Origin of the sequence: Natrinema salsiterrestre, from assembly GCF_029502005.1 — an archaeon.
GTDB classification, from domain to species: Archaea; Halobacteriota; Halobacteria; order Halobacteriales; family Natrialbaceae; genus Natrinema; species Natrinema salsiterrestre.
In genome coordinates this window covers 70,876-89,357 of sequence record NZ_JAMQOT010000010.1, presented here as the reverse complement: position 1 = coordinate 89,357, position 18,482 = coordinate 70,876, and the positions used below count along the sequence as shown (strand labels likewise).

General features: G+C 52.4%; 13 protein-coding genes and 3 pseudogenes. 8 read left to right on the top strand and 8 right to left on the bottom strand.

Annotation, left to right across the window (positions count from 1 at the left end; translation table 11 throughout):
• The first annotated feature begins 25 nt into the window (after window positions 1–25).
• Together NDI89_RS20545 and NDI89_RS20540 are read left to right on the top strand one after the other, a co-directional pair.
• The gene (locus NDI89_RS20545; protein ID WP_277524438.1) at window positions 26–934 is read left to right on the top strand and encodes a hypothetical protein; all 909 of its coding nucleotides are present in this window, start codon (window positions 26–28) and stop codon (window positions 932–934) included.
• Between the two features lie 263 nt (window positions 935–1,197).
• Entirely contained in the window at window positions 1,198–1,785 is a 588-nt protein-coding gene (locus NDI89_RS20540; protein ID WP_277524437.1) for a hypothetical protein, read from the top strand.
• A gap of 83 nt (window positions 1,786–1,868) precedes the next feature.
• Here the strand turns inward: NDI89_RS20540 and NDI89_RS20535 are convergent, their stop codons facing one another.
• Together NDI89_RS20535 and NDI89_RS20530 are read right to left on the bottom strand one after the other, a co-directional pair.
• Window positions 1,869–2,249: a hypothetical protein gene (locus NDI89_RS20535; RefSeq protein WP_277524435.1), complete on the bottom strand. Its 381-nt coding sequence runs from the start codon at window positions 2,247–2,249 to the stop codon at window positions 1,869–1,871.
• A gap of 207 nt (window positions 2,250–2,456) precedes the next feature.
• Window positions 2,457–2,777, bottom strand: coding sequence for a hypothetical protein (locus tag NDI89_RS20530; RefSeq protein WP_277524434.1), 321 nt, complete (start codon window positions 2,775–2,777; stop codon window positions 2,457–2,459).
• 285 nt (window positions 2,778–3,062) lie between these two features.
• Between NDI89_RS20530 and NDI89_RS20525 the strand changes: the two genes are divergently transcribed.
• From NDI89_RS20525 to NDI89_RS20510, 4 genes and pseudogenes are all read left to right on the top strand, one after another.
• Complete coding sequence (locus NDI89_RS20525; protein WP_277524432.1) at window positions 3,063–4,703, top strand: hypothetical protein; 1,641 nt, start codon at window positions 3,063–3,065, stop codon at window positions 4,701–4,703.
• Window positions 4,693–5,376 carry a hypothetical protein gene (locus NDI89_RS20520; RefSeq protein ID WP_277524430.1) on the top strand — a complete coding sequence of 228 codons (684 nt, stop codon included), beginning with the start codon at window positions 4,693–4,695 and terminating at the stop codon, window positions 5,374–5,376. Before NDI89_RS20525 ends, NDI89_RS20520 begins: the two co-directional genes overlap by 11 nt.
• 13 nt (window positions 5,377–5,389) lie before the next feature.
• Window positions 5,390–6,340: pseudogene (locus NDI89_RS24160) on the top strand (DUF7845 domain-containing protein).
• Between the two features lie 1,385 nt (window positions 6,341–7,725).
• Window positions 7,726–7,991 (top strand): annotated as a pseudogene (locus tag NDI89_RS20510) (DUF7692 domain-containing protein).
• A gap of 166 nt (window positions 7,992–8,157) precedes the next feature.
• Here the strand turns inward: NDI89_RS20510 and NDI89_RS20505 are convergent.
• The 6 genes and pseudogenes from NDI89_RS20505 to NDI89_RS20480 all read right to left on the bottom strand — a co-directional run bounded on the left by NDI89_RS20505 (window position 8,158) and on the right by NDI89_RS20480 (window position 13,623).
• Entirely contained in the window at window positions 8,158–10,017 is a 1,860-nt protein-coding gene (locus tag NDI89_RS20505) for an ATP-dependent nuclease (protein ID WP_277524426.1), read from the bottom strand.
• Between the two features lie 360 nt (window positions 10,018–10,377).
• Complete coding sequence (locus tag NDI89_RS20500; RefSeq protein ID WP_277524424.1) at window positions 10,378–10,566, bottom strand: hypothetical protein; 189 nt, start codon at window positions 10,564–10,566, stop codon at window positions 10,378–10,380.
• Between the two features lie 281 nt (window positions 10,567–10,847).
• The gene (locus NDI89_RS20495; RefSeq protein WP_277524422.1) at window positions 10,848–11,027 is read right to left on the bottom strand and encodes a hypothetical protein; all 180 of its coding nucleotides are present in this window, start codon (window positions 11,025–11,027) and stop codon (window positions 10,848–10,850) included.
• Between the two features lie 454 nt (window positions 11,028–11,481).
• On the bottom strand, window positions 11,482–12,495 hold the full coding sequence (locus NDI89_RS20490; RefSeq protein ID WP_277524466.1) for a homing endonuclease associated repeat-containing protein: 1,014 nt from the start codon (window positions 12,493–12,495) through the stop codon (window positions 11,482–11,484).
• Between the two features lie 123 nt (window positions 12,496–12,618).
• Window positions 12,619–12,789, bottom strand: a pseudogene (locus NDI89_RS20485) (DUF5797 family protein); the annotation flags it as partial.
• A gap of 357 nt (window positions 12,790–13,146) precedes the next feature.
• A complete protein-coding gene (locus NDI89_RS20480) occupies window positions 13,147–13,623 on the bottom strand; it encodes a hypothetical protein (RefSeq protein WP_277524419.1) in 477 nt (158 codons plus the stop codon).
• Window positions 13,624–13,758: 135 nt separating this feature from the next.
• Between NDI89_RS20480 and NDI89_RS20475 the strand changes: the two genes are divergently transcribed.
• Complete coding sequence (locus NDI89_RS20475; RefSeq protein WP_277524417.1) at window positions 13,759–17,847, top strand: DEAD/DEAH box helicase; 4,089 nt, start codon at window positions 13,759–13,761, stop codon at window positions 17,845–17,847.
• On the top strand, window positions 17,819–18,271 hold the full coding sequence (locus NDI89_RS20470) for a phospholipase D-like domain-containing protein (RefSeq protein ID WP_277524415.1): 453 nt from the start codon (window positions 17,819–17,821) through the stop codon (window positions 18,269–18,271). The genes NDI89_RS20475 and NDI89_RS20470 overlap by 29 nt, the downstream gene beginning before the upstream one ends.
• Window positions 18,272–18,482: the final 211 nt, after the last annotated feature.

The following is an 18,482-nucleotide window of genomic DNA, read 5'->3' as shown; positions in this document are numbered from 1 at the left end:
GAGCGTTCAAAAGGGGGCGATCTAGATGAGTCTCGAGATGATCCAACACCGATTGACGCGATCGGGTGTTGCGGTTATCTACGATGACGTACCTGACTCCAGATGGTGGTTACTACGGACGTTGCCAGCGATCGCGTATCTGGGGGTCGATCAATTTACGTTCCCCACGTCGTGGCGACAACTCGACGGTGGTCAACAGTACCAGTTCCCCGGATACGACTACCACGTTCTCGGGGGTATCGAACTTGAAGAGGGATCTGATCTCTGCGTTCTGACGAACGAGTACTACGAGTTGCAGACCCAGTACTCGATTCAACCGTTGGTCACGGAGTTCTCGACAGAGGAGAGCACGCTCGTCGTTCTCACTGAGAACGAACGGTTCACACCCGACGGTGGACAGCGCCCACTTTCACAGGAGCAGTTTGCGACTCGAGTCGGCCCTGCAGATCGCATCTACAAGGCCTTCAGTGAGTATTACGATCAGGAGGGCTGGGAGCTACCGCTAACCGACACGCAGAACCTGTTCATCCAAGACAACGCGTCACTCTACTCACTTGTGACCGGTGAAGACCTCTCGAATACGACCGAGTTATTCGATCGGCTTCCTGAAGCTCCGTATCTTCCGCTATACTGGGTGTTCTGTGACGTGTTCGCTCGTCCGAATGAATACGGGAGCGTTCCGCTTGATTCGGATGATCAAGTACCCGCCCTGGGAAACTGGCTACGTCGACGCATCGAGTGGGAGCGGAAAACCGCGATCGACGTGGCCAAAACGTTGAATCGTACGGTCTCTGACGATGGAAGTACGTTCGACCCCTCCTATGCCAGACGGAGCCCAAAACTTCGCGACGCACGAACCGCCCGACAACGACTAGCGCCCGAAGAGAGCCGGATCGATGCACGTTATCACGATTGGCTCTCTGACATCAACTAACGAAACTGACCAAGATGAGTGAAAATCAAGGCTACATACTCAACACGGTACAGACTCCCGGTCCACTACGGACCGTGTTCGAATCGATTCACAGAGGTCATACGACATCTGAGGAGCTACGCGACGATACGGACCTGCCTGCCGATCTGCTCAAGCAAGGCCTTAATGGTCTTCAACAGCTCGGCATGATTGGTCGCGAAGAACCTGACTACTATACGATCGGGTACTCCTGGGAGACCGGCGATCGCGAGCTGGACTTTCGTATGACTGCGCTCAACCAGCTGGCGGAACGAGCGGAACCCGGTGACTGGGGCAAACAGTCAGTCGTTCTTCTGAACTACCAGTACCTCCTCCAGCACGATATCCAGTATTTCGAGAGTAACGATGAGGTTCTGTTCAACGAAATCAACGACTGGCAACAGAGTGACCGTGGATATCGTCCTCGCTCGAGTCAGGGACCGATCGTCCTCAACGAGCCAAAGTTCGTCAACTGGACGCGGCTCGTCGACTCACTCGGACTCATCTACAAAATGAGCGGCCGGTCGCACACGGTCTACCCTGACTTAGACATGATCGAGCACTCGATTCGATTTGCCGTCGAAGACGTCGGTGAAGACGGTCGAGTATCGATCGAAGATTATCTCGACTGGCTCAACCAGAACCTCCTGTTGATCGAGTTGACGTCCGACGGGACCGTCCCTGCACCGTTCGCTCGTGTGCTGTTCACACTCGTTCGTAACGGTGAGATACGAATCGTCGAACACGGAGATTCTGGGGCGATCAGCCTCGATCGCGTACCGAGCCACAGCGACATCGACCGAGAAGCGAACACACTCGAGGTGGTTGGATGACGACGAACGAACTTCAGACTCCGGCAGTAGCGGATGCTCGATGTCCACACTTCAACCAGATCGATGAACAGACCCTTCGGCGGTTATTTAGTAAAGTCGCGGCGGTTCGATCCGAAGACCGTCGGTTGTTCGACTTCACCCATCGTCGAATGGAGGTGTTCCGAGGCACAAATGCATCTGATGCGGAAAAATGGGGCGAAGAACGTGTTTACCGACTGTTCTCGGAAGACCGAGTCGGTAACTTCGCAGTCGTAATCGAGGGGGAGGTCGGGACAGGGAAGTCCGAACTCTGTGCGTATCTCTCTCACCGCCTGCGTGACGACGGTCGACCACTCCTCCACATCGACAAGGACGACGACCTGATGTCGATCCTGTCCGAGCGGATTCCCCAGTTTTACGAGGAACACTTCGGCGAAGAACTTCCGGGTGCATCGGAGTTCAAACAGCTCCGAGACGACATCCAAAACATCCCCCAGGCTGTCGCGAACAACGCGACTTCAGGGGCGATTCTCAATCTTCGAAGCCGCGGTTACGAGGTTAGTCCTACGGGCGATCAGGAAGACGACATCCGCGATTTCATCCGGGGAAAACTCCAGCTACTCGTGGAAAAGGGCGAGTACGCCCGCGAGATCAAGTTCATCACCGAGGGCGAGTACAAGCAACGAGATGAGCTACAAATCTTCCAGCAGTCTGTCGGTATAGAGGAAGCGGTCGATGCGTTCAACCAGGAACTGTGGCGGGAAGTCCGTGACCGATACAACACTGCGTCGCTCGACGATGTCCTCGAGCACGTCGGCAGCCAGTTTACGGATACGCGGCCAGTCATCATCTTCGAGGACTTCTCTATCACGGCGATGGAAGCCGAGAAACTCCGGAACTACATGGAGCGAGACAAGGGGAGTGATAACTGGGACTTCATCGCTGCCGGTACTCGCGATTCGACTGGCGTCTTGCACACGCAGACTGCCGAAGATCGCTTCGAGTTCTTCCAAACGAACGAGCGTAATTCAAACTGCGTGCTCTTCCTGGACGAAGACACCGCCGTCGACTTCGTTCGGCCGTATCTCGGCTATATCAAGTCGTTCGACGACAGCGTCAGATACGAAGAGAACGACTCCGGTGATCTGACACTCAAAGAAGCGCCGTCCGGGTCGATCTGTGCTCGGTGTAACTTCTGTGACGAGTCGTTCCGCGACTTGTTCCCCTTCAACCAGACCTTCCTCTACCGACTATACACTGGTCTGGATGAGAGCCAGCAATCACCCCGAGAGTTCATTATGACCGTCTTCGAGGTGCTCGAGGAGTACCACGAGGGATTCGTCGATGCTCCCTCGAGTGCGAGCGCTCTCCGAAGTCTGACGAACAAAGTCTCCGCCGCGGACGAAGTCTACGAAGATGCAGAGGAGTTCGCCGACTTCGCGAAGTGGTACGGCACCATCGACCGGAGCGGCGAGAATCCAGCGATCGTCATCGACAAGCGGTTCGCCGATGCGTTCGGTCTCATTCCTGAAGATCCGGATGAGCTTCCAGAGCAGATAACGGTCGATCAGCAATCTCAACAGGTACTCGTCGCAGAATCCGGTGCCAGTGGTGAAGTCACGACTACGACGAAAACAGGAACGACGAAAACGAAAGAAACCCAGGTCGAAGAGAAGTCCGTTCTCGAGCAGACGATCGATGATCAAAAGGCGACGATCGACTCTTGGCTTGACAGTCCGACTGATCACCCGGAGACTGATCGATACATCAAAACCGCTCTCCGTGACTTGCTCGAAGAGCTGACGGACGAATATCGTCTCTACGAGGGACAACCGTTGGAATACAACCTCAGTAGCCAGAAGTACCCGTTCGTTTACCCAGACGGTACTGAATCCCCGGATCCAGACCAGATCGTCATCGATCGACACGAGTTCCGGAGATCGGATCTTCGAACGCTCGTCGAGTTCGGTGTCAGGCGAGTCGAGAAGAAAAATACCGCTGACCTCGAGGAGACGCTAGAAAAGCTGGGTACGCAGCTGACCGATTACGCCCACCAGTGGCGGCAGAAAATCATCGACACGTACCTCGAGGACGACAGCGTATTCTATAAGCAACACGCCAAGTACGACTTCACCGATTTCGTTCTCGCGTCGTACACCCACCTGTGCCTATTAGATTCGCCGTGGACGGATCCCACCCCAGAAAACCTCAATGATCGATTTGAGAGTGACGAAGAGTTCTCCGTGGACTCACAACTTCGGGAACAACTGAAGGCAGCACTACCGCCAGAAGAGTACGAACATATTGAATCTGCGATGGAGTACGCAGACGACATCGAGCGGATGATGGGTGAGTTACTTGCAATCTCGTCCGGGAGCCTTGACGTCCCTGCTGTCCGCCAACGGATGGAGCGCTCCGAGCCATACGACGTCCTGACGATGCTTGGACGCGGGTACATCAACAACATCGAGAGCCGAGTGCGGTTCGACACGAGAAAATCGCTAAAGGACTTCGCCCACGCGATGTACGATGTCCGACGTGAACTTGACGAGATCAGCGAACGTGAGTTCGACGACGAGGCCGTCGAAACGGTCTCCACAGAGTTCGCCGGCGTCGACCTCGACAGGATCACGGATCTCTATGAGAGCCTCGAAACGTACGATGATGTGAACCCCGATTTCATCGAAGAACTTGGAAAATTCTGTCGGCACTCTCAGGAGGATATCGATGAATCCGTAGATGCAGCGATCCGTGCGATGGAACTTCGAGATGGCGACCGAGCGGAACGGATCCGCGCGGCGCTGATCAGTCAGAAGTTAACGGTGATGCCGGTCGTCAACCAGTATCAGAACGTTCCCCTCGAGATTAACGAGGGTGATGCAGGGAAAGAGCGTCTTGGTGGCCGGTTTGTGGAGGTGAGTGACCACTATGTCAACTGAATCGAAGTCGTTCGAAGAACAAATCGAGGATATCTATCAGCAGTATCGTCACAAGAAACTCGAAAGCCGCCTCGATGAAATTGCGGAAACAATGGAGGAAACCGTTCTCCAGCAAGTTCTTGCTGGGGAGTTTCTCCAAACCACGATTGAGATCGATCAGGAGGCAAAGGAAGCAGTCCAAAACGCTCGTCGCCACCTCGAGAATAACGAGTACGAAGAGCTGAACTCGATAATTGATAATGTAGAAGAGTTGGTCGAGGATCAGGAACGGCAGGTTAGCAACAAGATCCACGAAGAACGGATCAACATGAACAGTATGGTCAACGGTATGCAGCGACTCAACAGTCGTGTCGAACGAGTTAGTGAGGAAAAGATCACTGCTATCGACGAACTCTTAGACAACTGGGACTGGAAAGGTCATGTGTACCGAGGTGAAGACGACAGCCTTGAGGCTCACAAATCGAACGCTGCAGAATTCGGACGAGATATGCGACGGTTTTTCGAAGAGGCTCGAGACGATATCTTCGGCCCATATGAGGGAACTCCGATTGAACCGATCGTTGACGACCTCTTATCGGACGATCCATTATACCTCGACTCGTTGACTGACGATCAAATTGAAGAACTTCGCGAGTCTGATCTAGAAAGCTACGTCAAGCTATCTCTCTCCTAACTACACAAAGGTTATTCGAAGTACCTTTCAACAGATCGTAACTAAACTGCTTTGCCGAGCTGCGGAGTCGGTCGGAATCCACCGTCGGTACTTCGATCGCCCCCACTCGTTCAGCAACGAACAGGACGCCGAGCGGTACGTTCGATTGGACAGCGACCGATCCGGTCCGGTCCACGCTCGAGACGGGTGTCGGAAACTCGTCCAGAACGAACGCGACGAGAAGGGGCGCCACTTGCCCGGCTACTATCACACGGTCACACTCGGACCGAGACACGTCGCTGAGGGGTTCCCGAGCCATACGTTTCCCCGTGGGTGAAACACTACTATAGCCGCGAGGCTGCCGGAATGGACGATGATGAGACACTGGAGAACCCGAAGCTTGGAGCCGTCGTATCAGGTGAGTCGGTGGGACGAGACGATCGGCGTCACCGACGACGGCCTCGAGGAGCTGATAACGCAGCTGGACGAGACGGTGTGTTCGGTGATGGCCGACGCTGGCCTTCCGGTTCACCCTGCGGACGACGATCGCGGCGATGGGCATGGTCCGTTCGTCGCGGATGCCTACTTCGATCCAACCGAAGAACAGGAGGTAAACGTCGTCTCACTCGATCTCACTCGGATACGCGAAACGCAAGAGAGCGTCGTCGTGAAACACCTCTCGGATGGGCTTTCCCCAGTCGAATGGGAAGCCCTCGAGACGCTGGTGACCGATGGAGGTCAGGTGTCTCCCCAAGATATTGCCGAGGAACACGGTCGCCACGTCGATAGCGTGCGACGAGCGTTGAAACGGATTCCCGAGCTGGTCGAGTCCGAGTATGGTTCGGTCTCGCTTCGATCGAACCACGTCGCCGAGATGGTCCACGACGCTGTTGAGCAAGCGCGTGATGCGACTCGGCGAGCCGTCGAAGCCGGACCGACGAGGCAGCCGAGCGTGGGATCGACGAGACGACGAGCGCGCTGGTAGCCTGGTGTGCGAAGTGCGGCGTCGACGTTGACGACCGGCAGGAAGCGCGGGTACTGTTTCGACTCCAGAGCGTTGAGAACGTCCAGGCTCGTCTGAAAGAGGCCTACCGACTGTGGACGGAAGCCGGAAAAGATCCCGCTCGGTTCCGCTCTGCACAGGTCGACCTCGGCGAGCGCGGTAAGAGCGCGGCCTGGCGCTGGCTGTAGCGCCGGGCCGACCAGTGGCAACACTATTCTACACCCGTTATTTCGCCGTTTTTCGCGCGTAGTAGCCCGGTCTGGGTGCCGATCGGCGCGCAGCGGGAGGGTGGCCGGGGACGAGCCCCGGCCACTCCTGACGGGGAACCACGACGGGGGCCGTCGGGTTCCCCGTTAGGGGTGTGGCTAAGGCCACATCATCAAAATACACCGCACCGCTCCGCGGCAGCAGAGCAGAAATAAAATCTCTCGAAATCATGCGTCTCTGTACTTGCAACTTTAATAAAACCATATTTTGGTAGGTAAAAGTTAATGATTCCAAATAGTTTTTTGAAAGCGCACCTATGCTACCTGTTGTGTGATACGCTTTCACCTTCCCTTCGAACAGGAAGTTGAACCATCCTCTAGTCTAATATTTGGTCTTAATCCACGACCCAGGATCATACCAAAAGGTCTGGATGGACAAGATATGGCTGCAATCAACTTGCCCCCTAAACGGAGAGTACAGGAATGGAGGAAAAATTCCTTTCAGTGTGTGGTTAAACCCAAATACATCCCTAACCATTTTTATTCAACCCCACTCTATATAAACTCTCTACCTTCTATCATAGACTCAATTTTTATGCGGTCTACCCGGTCACATCAACACGTAAGGCGGATCTCGCGTATTGGTTGGTTGTCTGTCTCTGAACACATTCTTGCTGCTGTACTAAATTCAGGAGATTTTTCGGACAGTCTTACTGAAGAGAAGAAAAAGATGGTTCGGCTAGGATTGGCAATATGTTTTGGATTTATTTGTAGTATATCAGTTAGCACTACCATTATTTGGTATCTGGGTCTGCTAGAAGGGATTGCAACAGGAGCACCGCTTTGGTTTGCATCATCAAGTTTCGCATCGAACCAGTTAGAAGATATGTATGATATCAGGAAGCGCCAAGAATTGGCAGAACCAGCTTAGTCCAACTGATCTATCTAATTCTTTCTTGATGTCCACCGGTTATACGTCGATAAATCCGGTTTCCCGAATATGTACACGAGTCGCGAAACCTCGTGTGCATATTGAGTAACGATGGCCCCGATCGGGCCCGCAACGAGTCTGATAAAGTGACAAAATACCCCCGTTTCGTGGGCTATGGGCCGCTCCAGATAGACGAAAAAACTAGGATTGTGGGTTTCGTGTGTACGAGTATACGAATCCGAACCGACGGCGACTACGCATACCGGAACGACGCGATAGACCGAACAGCGGACTTCTACGACTGCACAAAACGAAATCCGTCGTCTCAGCATGTGGCGACGTGCCGAAACTGGTTACCGCCGCATGTCAAGTCCTCGAAAGGGAAGATCTCACCCCTGATCAACGCTGGGAGATCGCCGAAACACTCTCTACCCGACCCGCGGGCTTCAAAATAAAACAATTAGTGGATGTCCACAGACATTATAATATGTATTGAAAATACCAATAAATTATTAACTCCAGCAGCTACGCTGAATACACAACGCATATTTTGCACACTCGGCGCGATGAAAGGGTTCTCAAACATTAAATGTGGACTGAACATTTCTCCGTTCGGAAACTGATTTAAATCAGCTAGAATGGCAAGAGATTCGGTAATATAGCTATCTTTCGAGGTTAATAGAGGCTGGACTATCCGTTTCTGAAAAATTCCAAGTGCGCTCTTCTGGGTCTAGTGCAGGGTCAAGGCGGATTCGGCAATTAAAACCAGTTTCGCTAATCTCCAAGTTCTCTACTTCAAATAGACGGCCATACTGTTCTTCGCCAACTTCATCATGAGAACGCAATTCATCTATGGAATTTATCTGCTCTTCACGAATTGCCCATTGTACGTCATGCACCCAATTAGAAATTGGCTCTTCTAGATATTTGACTAGATTTATCTCAGACTCTCCGAATATGTCCAGAAGAACACACTCAAGTTCACCGATTATGTCTCCCACTTCATCGCCATTTTGGGTATCCAATAGATCTGTCCTTGCCCCCTCAAATAGTTGACTCTTTCTTTTTTGACTTAGACTAACAAACGATTGGTCGTTCCGTAAGTAATCTTCTAATTCTCCTTTTCTCAATATATAATAACCGCACTCATCAAGGAGATCGAGAATCTGGTCGACTCTACCCTGTACAAATCTCACCGCTCCTGAGTCCAATAAAGGGGTGAATGCATCTTGTTTAATGTATAGCGCTCGAAGCATCATGTACTGCTGTTTAGCTGACTCCTCAGTAGCATCGAGTTCCTCTTTCAACTCCTGCACTATTTCGTCACGGGTAGATATTTCATCATCTTCTTGTATACTATCTACAAAATTGTTTAATTTTTGTTTGACAGTTCCAATCGCGTTCATTAGATCGGAATCAAGTCCGGAATTTTGGGCCTTCTCCCTAACCCTGTCAAATTGAGCCGTGGTCTGGATGAGGTTTCCACTGAACAAGGTATCCAAATCAGCAATAAATCGGGGCTGAAGCCCTAAGTTGCAACAGAAACGTAGGAAGGCATCAATATCGTTTTTTCCACCCACACCTATTAACGCCGATTCAGGATCATCAGCGATCTCATGATGCTTTTCGATCGCGTGAATGTATATTTGCTCATCTGTATATCCTTCGACCAAAATAGGTCTACGTGAAAATAGCACCTCTTTATGACGTGTATTCAACCTAGGGAGAAGTCGCTGGATATGATACTCATCTTCGTCATCAAATTCGTCAATAGAAAAGGGTGGCTGGGACCGACTTCTGAATGAATACACGTTGGTCAAGTCCCTTATACTCCGGAATTCCACCATAGAGGGCGAATGCGTAATAATAAAGAATGCCTTAGAACGCCCTTCCCCTGGGGGACCAGCGAGTTTCCGCATCTCCTGAAGGAGGAATCGTTGATATTGAGGATGGAGATGGAGTTCTGGTTCATCAATAATCAAAATATCATTCGAATCATCATGAATGATGGTTAGTAGAGAGATCAATTCCTTTAGACCATGGGATTCGTCTTGCCTTAGATCATAGGTATCGGAACTTTTTGAATCCCGCATTTTGGGTTGTAGATAACCACCTTCAACCACTAAATTAATTTCTCGGTCAAAGAACTCGGTTAAGATTGCTTGTATTCGGGTCCGAAGGTCTGGCTTATCACGTAATAGAATGTAAGCATCTGATGAGAGTCCTTGATTCTGGGCTTGGTTCAGATATGCCTGTTCGCTATTCAGGCTGAATCCCCGTTGAAGATTAGTTCGGCTATATTGACCATATGCTTGTCTCTCCATGCCACTAAGACGTTCGGCATTGAGGTACCGAACATAAAATTTCCCCCACGAGCTAATGTAATCTTCTAATTCTTCCGCAAAAAGGGATTTGCCAGTTCCGTTAGGACCAATTAGGAAGTTTAGATGTCCCCATTCATCCTGTTCAAACGTTGTATCGCCCCACAGTGATGGAAGTGATATACTAACATCCAATTCCATAGGTTGGAACAGGTCCGTCGGTACTTCAAAGTTCATAACAAAACCTCCTCGTCTCTCGACGAGGCCCATCGGTCGCTTTGCTCCCTGTGGGAGCGAGCGATGGGGCTGAGGGTCCACTAAACGGGGGTGCGTAACCATAACCAGCCGACCACCTCGTCGCGGTCATCCGATTACTTCCTCCACTTTGCCAAGCGTCTCAGCGTGCTTTCCCTCTTTGCGATATTCGTTCCACCGTGAATTCACCCATCCGTGGCTGTACGGCACGAACTGAGCGGTTTCACGATCCGTCATCCCGTTCTCTTTGCAGCGGATAGCGGTCCAGATCGCTGTCATCTTGGCCGCCTCGTCCGGCCCTATCTCCTACGTTTCCTCTCCGTACTCCGACCAGCTCCAATCCCTCGCCTCTTTCGTGTTGTATCGGAGATCCGTTGGTGGGACTCCCTCAACCTTACCCTGAATATCGGCGAGTCGTCCACCCTTGATCGAGTCGGCGATATCAGCCTTCTTTTGCGAGACCTTCTTGACGACCGTGCCGACGCGCCAGAGCATCGGACGGATCGACCGTTCGCCGCGTGCAATGTTGATGAGCTCGCCACCGTACTTGCGGATCTTGTTGACGAGGGGGCCATCTTCTGGCGGGTCTGGTAGCCCTGTTTTCCGGTTCCGCTCGCTGCACTCGAGAACTCGTCGCCAATGAAGAGCTTGTCGCGCTGGCTGTGCTCGAGGGGATCGCCGTCCTGCTCGACCCATTCCATGAGCGTCCCGTAGTCGGGAATCCAACCGTCCTGTGCATCGCCATCATCGTCTACCCAGCGGTTTTTCTCTTCGAGCTAGCGGATGTTCGTTCCGGGTAGCGAGTTCTCCTGATGGAGCGTTCGCCACCGCTGTGCGAGTAGGCACGCGAAGTCGGTCTTCCCCGCGCCCATCTCTCCCAGCACGACGATCACCGGGGCCGGGCCGTTGATCAGCTCGTCTATCTTCCCGATCGCCTTCAGTCCGGATTCCGACACGCCCTTGAGAAACGGTGAGGAGGGCGAGCAGTGGGTCTAGCTCGGTCTGATCACCTACCAAGTGCTCGAGGATTACATAAACACGAACCATCACGACAAGGTGGACGATCACGTCCGGGAGCTACTGATAACGACTATTCAGGGCCGCCCGCACGTGACGACGATCACCGACGCGGTGAACCGGATCACACAGCCCTGCCACCAACGACGACCCGTACGTGCAGAAGCGCGACCCGTACTACATCACGTCAACATATGCGATGGCGAACGATGTCGCTGACAACTACTTGAAGTAGTGACTCGCCGAGGTCGACTAGCGGTCAGAAGAGATGGCGGCGCTGCCGTCAATATCTGGTCGCTGTAGTTCCTATCCCGCCAACCGGCAGCGGATACATTTCCCCCAAAATGCCGCTATGAGTGATGATTTTCTTGATAACTGTATAGACAATACTGACTATTCCTCAACGTCGGCTTTGATTCGCAACGCGAGCTGAAGGTTGATCTTCTCTACCTTCTGGAGATCGTCAGCAGAGGCCTCTTTTAGTGCTTTTCTTGACGCATACCCCGCTTCAGCGAGAGCAATTGCATCTGATTTGAGTACGCCACTGACGCTTGTTAGTTCCTCGAAACTCGACTCCTCAGCATTAGCGTCCGTGGGCTCTGAGGTACCAGTAATCTCTTCAGCAGAACCCTCGCTATCAGCTGTAGAACTACCAGATTGACCATCGCTGGCAGCCGTAGCTTTTTGGATTGACGATCGCTCGTCAGAATCGAGTCCAGCGAGACTGATCGCATTGGCCCACGATCCGAATCGAAGAGACCCAATTCCACCAGTGACATCACCGTACTTATTCATTTCAGTTGTCGTCGGTGGGTGGCCGAGTTCCTCCGCTAAGTCCGAAATCTCACCAAGGATTTCCGCATTCGTGTACTTTCGATCACTCCAATCCGGGACGTCTGCAGGATTGAATCCAGCTTCCTCGAGTGTTTGATCCCACGACTCGAAAACCGTTTCATAGGCTGTCGATTCGTACTCGCCGTAGGAAATGACCAATTCTTCAGTCGGAGGCTCATCAATTATCTCCGCAAAACGCTGTATCTCTTTGACAAGCGCGTCCTCGGTCACCTCTACTTGTCCAATACGGTCTTTCGTCTGTTCCTGTGTTGCGGGCTTCTCAAGCTTGCTTGACACACCGGAGTGAGCTGTCACTTCTTCTGTATTCGCGCCTTCCTGACCAGAAGACGCAGAACTAGGTGGGGAAGTATCCGACGTTGACTTCGCCTCACTCCCGTTCTTGTCTGACGATTTCCCTGTTGCATAGGTCGTGAGTTCTGCCTCTGAAACGTCTTCGGGGACGATACCAGCCTGCTTGTACGCGGTAACCAGCGATCCGAACACCTCGCGGTATTCCTGGTGGGTGTAGCGACACTGATCATTAACCTCGCTTGCCGTGGGAAGCCGCGCCATCTCTTGGGTGAGAGAAACTAATTCGATGACGAGATCGCGTTCTTGCAGGTCAATAGATCCATCAGACGTGGAATCTGTACTGGAGGGTTCGTCTTCAGACGTCCCTTTCTTAGTCGAACTTTCTGGTTCATCGTTCAGAAGCTGCTCTGCACTATCAGTGGCTCGGATGAGGCTATTTTCATCACGGTAGTAATACGATTTCAGCTCTGACTCGAGGTACTGATGAACCTCACTTCCAGAATCTAGGTTCCAACGCTCCTGCAGTTCGTTGTTCTTCGTTGGTTGGAGATTGATTAGGTCTGCTAATCGCGCCTGTGCTTCCGAAGAGAGAACCGTAGCATCTCTTCTCTCTCTTTCACTGTGGGTTGATGAATTCGAATCAGTTCGCTCCTCTACCTGTCCGAAAACAAAGCCACCGACCTCTTCAGTACTGTCTTCAGATTCATCCACTTCCTTTCCCCCATCTGCAATGAGTTGTGCCGAAGCTGCCGTTGATTGCCAGCCTTGGCTGCGCTGACCGCCGTTGAGAGAAGAAACAATCGAAGCCAAGATTTCCATCATGACACTCGTTCGTGGTTTATACCTAGCATTTTGGCAAGGCGGTATTAAAACGCTACCTACTACGGCCCAAACTGTCGTCCTACGAAGGGGTCAATGATGTGTCTCGAACTGATTTTGTATTTCATTCACTGCTGCATCTCCAGCTACCTGACAACTATCTGGCCATTCTTCACCACGCTTTGGCGGCTCAAAATCAAAATCGACTGGATAGTAGGAAAGATAGTCAATTGCGTCGCTTGCGACGCGACCAACGAATTCGGCGTTTTTCCGCTTCGATGAAATGCCACCTCGAGTAAGATCGTAGTATCCCGTGAAGACTTGGAAAACAACGACCTCTGAAGCTTCTATCGTACCCGTGCTCAAATGACGGAACAACTTCGCAGAATTATCCGCTGGATCAGCTCGGCGCCACTCTAGCTCGATGAGAATCAGTGTCTCATCATCAAGTCCAGCAACGTCGACAGGGGTTCCAGCTATGTTGTGTTCTGTCTTCCATTCAAACCCTGTATATGACGTAGCAAGCTGCTCGTGAAGATGGTTCTGTACTGCTGTAGCGAATTCTCCCATACCTAATAGTATCTCTAAACTAGACGAATAAGAAACACCGCCATCAGTCTATTGATCGGGTCTATTCCTTTACTGATGAGGGAAACGTTCATACAGTCGCATTGAACACAACGAAGTAACTCGGATCTCTATCACATGAAACATATCGATCGGAACACTGATCCAGGTCGTCTAAATCCAGAGGTCAGGCCCCTCATCCAGTCTTTCCTCCATAATCGCCAGCTGTTCGACACTGAACAGGATGATGCAGCGTTCCTCACAGGTGCATTGAAATACGCCTCGCAGCAACAGAAGCGTCGTCAAACGACACCGTACGACGGCAACAACCAGTTCGTCAACGATATCATCGATATTTTCGGCTTCGATCCACTAGACTTCCAGATCAACAGCTGGCAAACGGTCGACACTCTTGAGCGTGCCCAACGAGAGGATGGTCGGACCAAAGCCGCAATTTTTTCAGCACCCACTGGATTCGGGAAGACAGAAGCGTTCCTCGGACCACTCTATCAACTTCTTCGCGAAGGACGTCAGGAGTCCGTTGCAATCGTCTATCCGAGCCGAGCACTGCTCCAGGATCAACTTGGACGAATCCTCGAACACATCTACACTATCCGTGAGAAGACTGGGGACGAACTATCGGCAGGTGTCTACGTCGGTCAGCAGCCATACGAGCTCGGTGACGTTTCCGGCAATGAGCGCTTTTTCGATCAATCGCAGGTTCCCCCGCGATTCAGACTAACGAACTGCTGGTGTGGAGATGAATCAAACGCACTGGAATTCCACGGTTCGTCCAGATCCTACGAACTGCGGTGTGAGCAACACCCTGAAGAACACACATTCACTGACCGTGATCTGGTTCTCGCTCGAAAGGAACTCGTCTCGAACAACCAGCCAGATATTATCCTCACGACCCTCGAGTCTCTCGAGGGCTTCGCTCTCAAACCGAATTACCCGCTGGTCGACCTGATCGACACGATCGTCCTTGACGAGGTTCACCTCTACACCCAGCTACGGGGATCGCATGCAGCCAACGTAATCAAGAACGTAAACGACGCATCTGATGATCCGATCCTGTGGTTAGGATCGAGTGCAACAATCGATAATGCGAACCGGTTCGGAAAGCGTCTTTTTGACGTTTCATCTGACAACATCGAAACGGAAGAACCGCCCGCGTCTGACTTCGATGAGGATCACGACGACTACGAGCACTACTACTTCCTGCTCGCGGATAGCGATGGCCCCGGTGCGGCTCCGATGTCCATCCAGCAGCACATGATGCTGGGTCACAGCCTTCTCGAGGACGAAAACGGTGATCGCAGCAAGCTCCTGGGGTTCATCGACAGTATCTCGCAGGTGAATCAAAAACGGATTCAGCTCGAAGATGCCGATAGAGACCGCGAACTCTGGCGGTATCACACTGATCGTGATGCGACCGACGACTGGCCGTGGCTTGCCGATCAGATGGATCACGCGTTCATCGACGAACCATTGTCGCTCATGCCAGTCTACTCGGATGCAGGATTTGACTCTGAGTCGGCATCGAAGAGCGATGTCCTCCTGTCAACATCGTTCCTCGAGGTTGGAATCGACGTCGGAGAGATCAAAATCGTTACCCAGTATCGAACGCCATGGAACCTTTCGTCGTTCCTCCAGCGAGCGGGTCGAGCAGCGAGAGAACCGGGAATGGATGCACACATCGTCGTCTTCCTCTCGAATCTCACCGGAGACGCCAACATGTTCTATCGGGCCGATCGGTTCCTCGGATCAGAGATTCGAACTCCTTTGAAAACGGACAACAGCGTCGTCGAGTGGATCCATGAATGTCTCCGAAAGTACTACAACCGAGCCTCAGAGGTCAGGGAAAACCGCCATCAGTACATCACATCGCGTGAGAGCCATCTCGCGTTTCTCGATGGGTATCTCGTCGACGACCTCGGCTTCGATCACGTTTACCACATGATCGATGAGCCGAGCGCTTTCTTCGAAGAAGAGTTCGACATTGAGGTCACGAGTGAATCACTGTTATCGAAAGAGATCGTTCAAGAGGTCCGTGCGGATCTCGCGAGACACGTTCGAGAGCTCGAGGACGAGTTTGAAGACATCGAAGGCTACTTCGACGTCGACGGTGGTGAAATCGTCCGAGGATCGAACGCCATCGACTCACACCTCGATGACGTTCAGGAGGAAATTCTGACGCTGGTAAAGGCCTTCTTGGGTCAGACCGGGGGGTATGAATCGGTGCTTCGCGAAGCGGGAGAATCCAACTACGAAGAGAACGCTCGCGAACTACGAGACACACTCGAGAACATCCGTCAGAGAGCTTCGTCGGCCGAAGGATCCCCTTCAGAGCGGGTAGAGCACTTCTCCGTCCTTCTTGCGGACGTCTTCCGTTGTACTGGCGATCTCATCCACCTCCGGACCGCTGCTAACGCTGCGGCTGACCGGTCGGTGCCAACGGTGAACATGGATGAGCTCCAGGCGGTTCAGCAAGCGGTCGATCAACTCGACGCACTCTCCTCCGATGACAGGCTGGCTAAATTCTATCGCACTCAGCGACGGGTATATTACCTGCAATCCGCTCTAAGCGAACTCGAGGAATACGTTGACTACTACACACCCTATCTCAGCGTGTTCGCGGTCAAACATCTGCTGAGGGCAGCGTACTACGTCGACCGTTATCTGCGAGTCGACGGCGATTGTCTCGCCAGAGAAGTCTGGTACGTCCCACCCAACTATTACGGAGATACTGGACGATACGTTACCGTCTTCCGTGGAGAGAACGACCATGAAGGAACTGAAGAGTCAATCGACCAGCTTGTAAGCACGTACGCTCCGTACAGAAGCGAGTACCAGTCAGACTCGGGTGTAATGCAAGCGTTCTTGCCACACACGAGGGTGACTGAAGACGGCGTGGAATTCGAGTTCAAGAAAGACATCTCGGGAGAAGAACGGGATGGAATGCTCGTTCCGGATACGATACGCACGAGCGAAATCACTGATCTCACGGGCGATCGGGCGCTCAACATCGTCCGGTACTGCCCCGAGTGTCTCCAGATCCTCACTGATCTCGATGTGTGTCTCCGCCACGACGACCGCGAATACGGCAAAATCCACTCGACCGCTAACGTCCACACTCGAGTCACAGAACAGGTTACAGAGGACGCTACGGGTACTCTAACGCTTTCAGATTTCACAGCCGCTGTCGAACTTGCTGGAGTCACACTCGACATCAAACCTGCGAAGCCAATGGGTCCAGACATCGGCTATCATTTTGATAGTTCGAAAGAGCGCTTCCAGCGCGAAATCTCGAGTCCAGATACACCACTGGGTTTCCAGCTCGAAACGAGAGGTCTCATCTTCGATATCGAACCATTCCTCGAGAGTGTCGAAGACGGTCTTCGGGCTGAAGTGGCCCAGTACAAGGACCTCGACGAAGTAGACTACCAGCACTTGCTCTATCACACGGCAGCTCACTTCTTCTTACAGCTGACTGCAGATGTGAGCAGCGTCAATCCCACGATGTTGCTCTATGGCTTCGACGAGGAGAAAGGCGAGGTCTACGTCTTCGAACGCTCTGAAGGTGGACAGGGGATCGTGGACCTGGTATACGAAGAACTACGGACTGATCCCGGTTCCGTCCTCGAGGCGATTACGCGGCTCATGTACAACGAGCAGGTGATCGCCGAACGGCTATGGGCTGATGAAGATTTCGTCGACGAGGTTATCGCTGAAAGCGCCGCAGACGATCAGATACGGGGCCTCATCGAATCACATCTCGAGGTACTCTACGACGATGTCGTCGACCGGGTCGAGGAGGAAATCATTTCGACCATCGATCGCTGTCGGCAGTTCGAAGCTGATGAAGGAGTGACTCTAGCCGAAGCAATCCGAACCAAACACGTCGTCGCTCGTGAGCAGGTTGGCGGTGCAGACGAATTCCCAGAAGACGAAGTATCGGCACTCGAGGTCGATATCGATGACCTCGACCGCGTCGAGACGATGTTCTATTCGCCGGACATCGACGGCTGCGTCGAGAACCTCCATCTCTCGGAATGTATATCCGGGCACGATCAGAAGGATTCGTTAAGCTATGTGGTGCTCGAGGCACTCCGTGATTTTGTCCTTACTACAGTTCCCTCTGAAAACGCTACCAGTGCCATGTTCGACCGAGAACTTCCGCCCGCAGGTGAGATAGATGGTACAAGCGTTTTCATTGACTTCTAACAGCCTCGCGTATTTCATCGGGTACACGCTGGTTCATGCCCGACGGGTCGCGATTGTTTCGCCGTGGATGAGTGACGTGGAACTCAAGTTCCCGGTCACGAACGCTTTCGAAGCGCGTACGCTTCGTCTATCCAAGGCACTCCAGCAGCTGCCAGAAACGGAAGTGATGATCATCGTCAAGAAAGGCGAATCACACAACGACTATCTTCGTCGCAGACTACCAGATCACGTTACCCTCATCGAACTTGACGATCTCCATGCGAAAGCCGTGATCTGTGACGAATACGTGTACCTAGGATCTGCAAACATCACTCGAGGTGGCTTCTCTCTCAACCGCGAACTTTGTGAAGTCATCGAGAACGAATACGAGGGTATCGAAGCCTATCTTGAAGCAGAGCTCGATATCTACAGTTCTGATTTCTAAACAGAAAGCAGCGCGGTTCCTCGTCCTACCGTGGGGTGAAACGTATCTCCTCCGCTGCGTCCCCGTAAGAGTGTGTGACACAGGGAGAACACCACACGAGATTTGCTCGTGATCGGGGATTTGGGATGTAAATGGTGGTGCGACCGCCAGGGTTGCCCTATAGTTGAACAAGTATCTTCGATTTTCGAACGACTCCGAGCCTGTGTTGGAC

What these genes read in the sequence shown, in the direction of transcription:
- NDI89_RS20475 (WP_277524417.1), top strand. Translation starts at nt 13,759, where the DNA reads ATGAAACATATCGATCGGAACACTGATCCAGGTCGTCTAAATCCAGAG.
- NDI89_RS20505 (WP_277524426.1), bottom strand. Translation starts at nt 10,017, where the DNA reads ATGGAATTGGATGTTAGTATATCACTTCCATCACTGTGGGGCGATACA.
- NDI89_RS20480 (WP_277524419.1), bottom strand. Translation starts at nt 13,623, where the DNA reads ATGGGAGAATTCGCTACAGCAGTACAGAACCATCTTCACGAGCAGCTT.
- NDI89_RS20490 (WP_277524466.1), bottom strand. Translation starts at nt 12,495, where the DNA reads ATGGCGCGGCTTCCCACGGCAAGCGAGGTTAATGATCAGTGTCGCTAC.
- NDI89_RS20525 (WP_277524432.1), top strand. Translation starts at nt 3,063, where the DNA reads ATGACCGTCTTCGAGGTGCTCGAGGAGTACCACGAGGGATTCGTCGAT.
- NDI89_RS20520 (WP_277524430.1), top strand. Translation starts at nt 4,693, where the DNA reads ATGTCAACTGAATCGAAGTCGTTCGAAGAACAAATCGAGGATATCTAT.
- NDI89_RS20540 (WP_277524437.1), top strand. Translation starts at nt 1,198, where the DNA reads ATGACTGCGCTCAACCAGCTGGCGGAACGAGCGGAACCCGGTGACTGG.
- NDI89_RS20470 (WP_277524415.1), top strand. Translation starts at nt 17,819, where the DNA reads ATGGTACAAGCGTTTTCATTGACTTCTAACAGCCTCGCGTATTTCATC.
- NDI89_RS20545 (WP_277524438.1), top strand. Translation starts at nt 26, where the DNA reads ATGAGTCTCGAGATGATCCAACACCGATTGACGCGATCGGGTGTTGCG.
- NDI89_RS20500 (WP_277524424.1), bottom strand. Translation starts at nt 10,566, where the DNA reads ATGCTCTGGCGCGTCGGCACGGTCGTCAAGAAGGTCTCGCAAAAGAAG.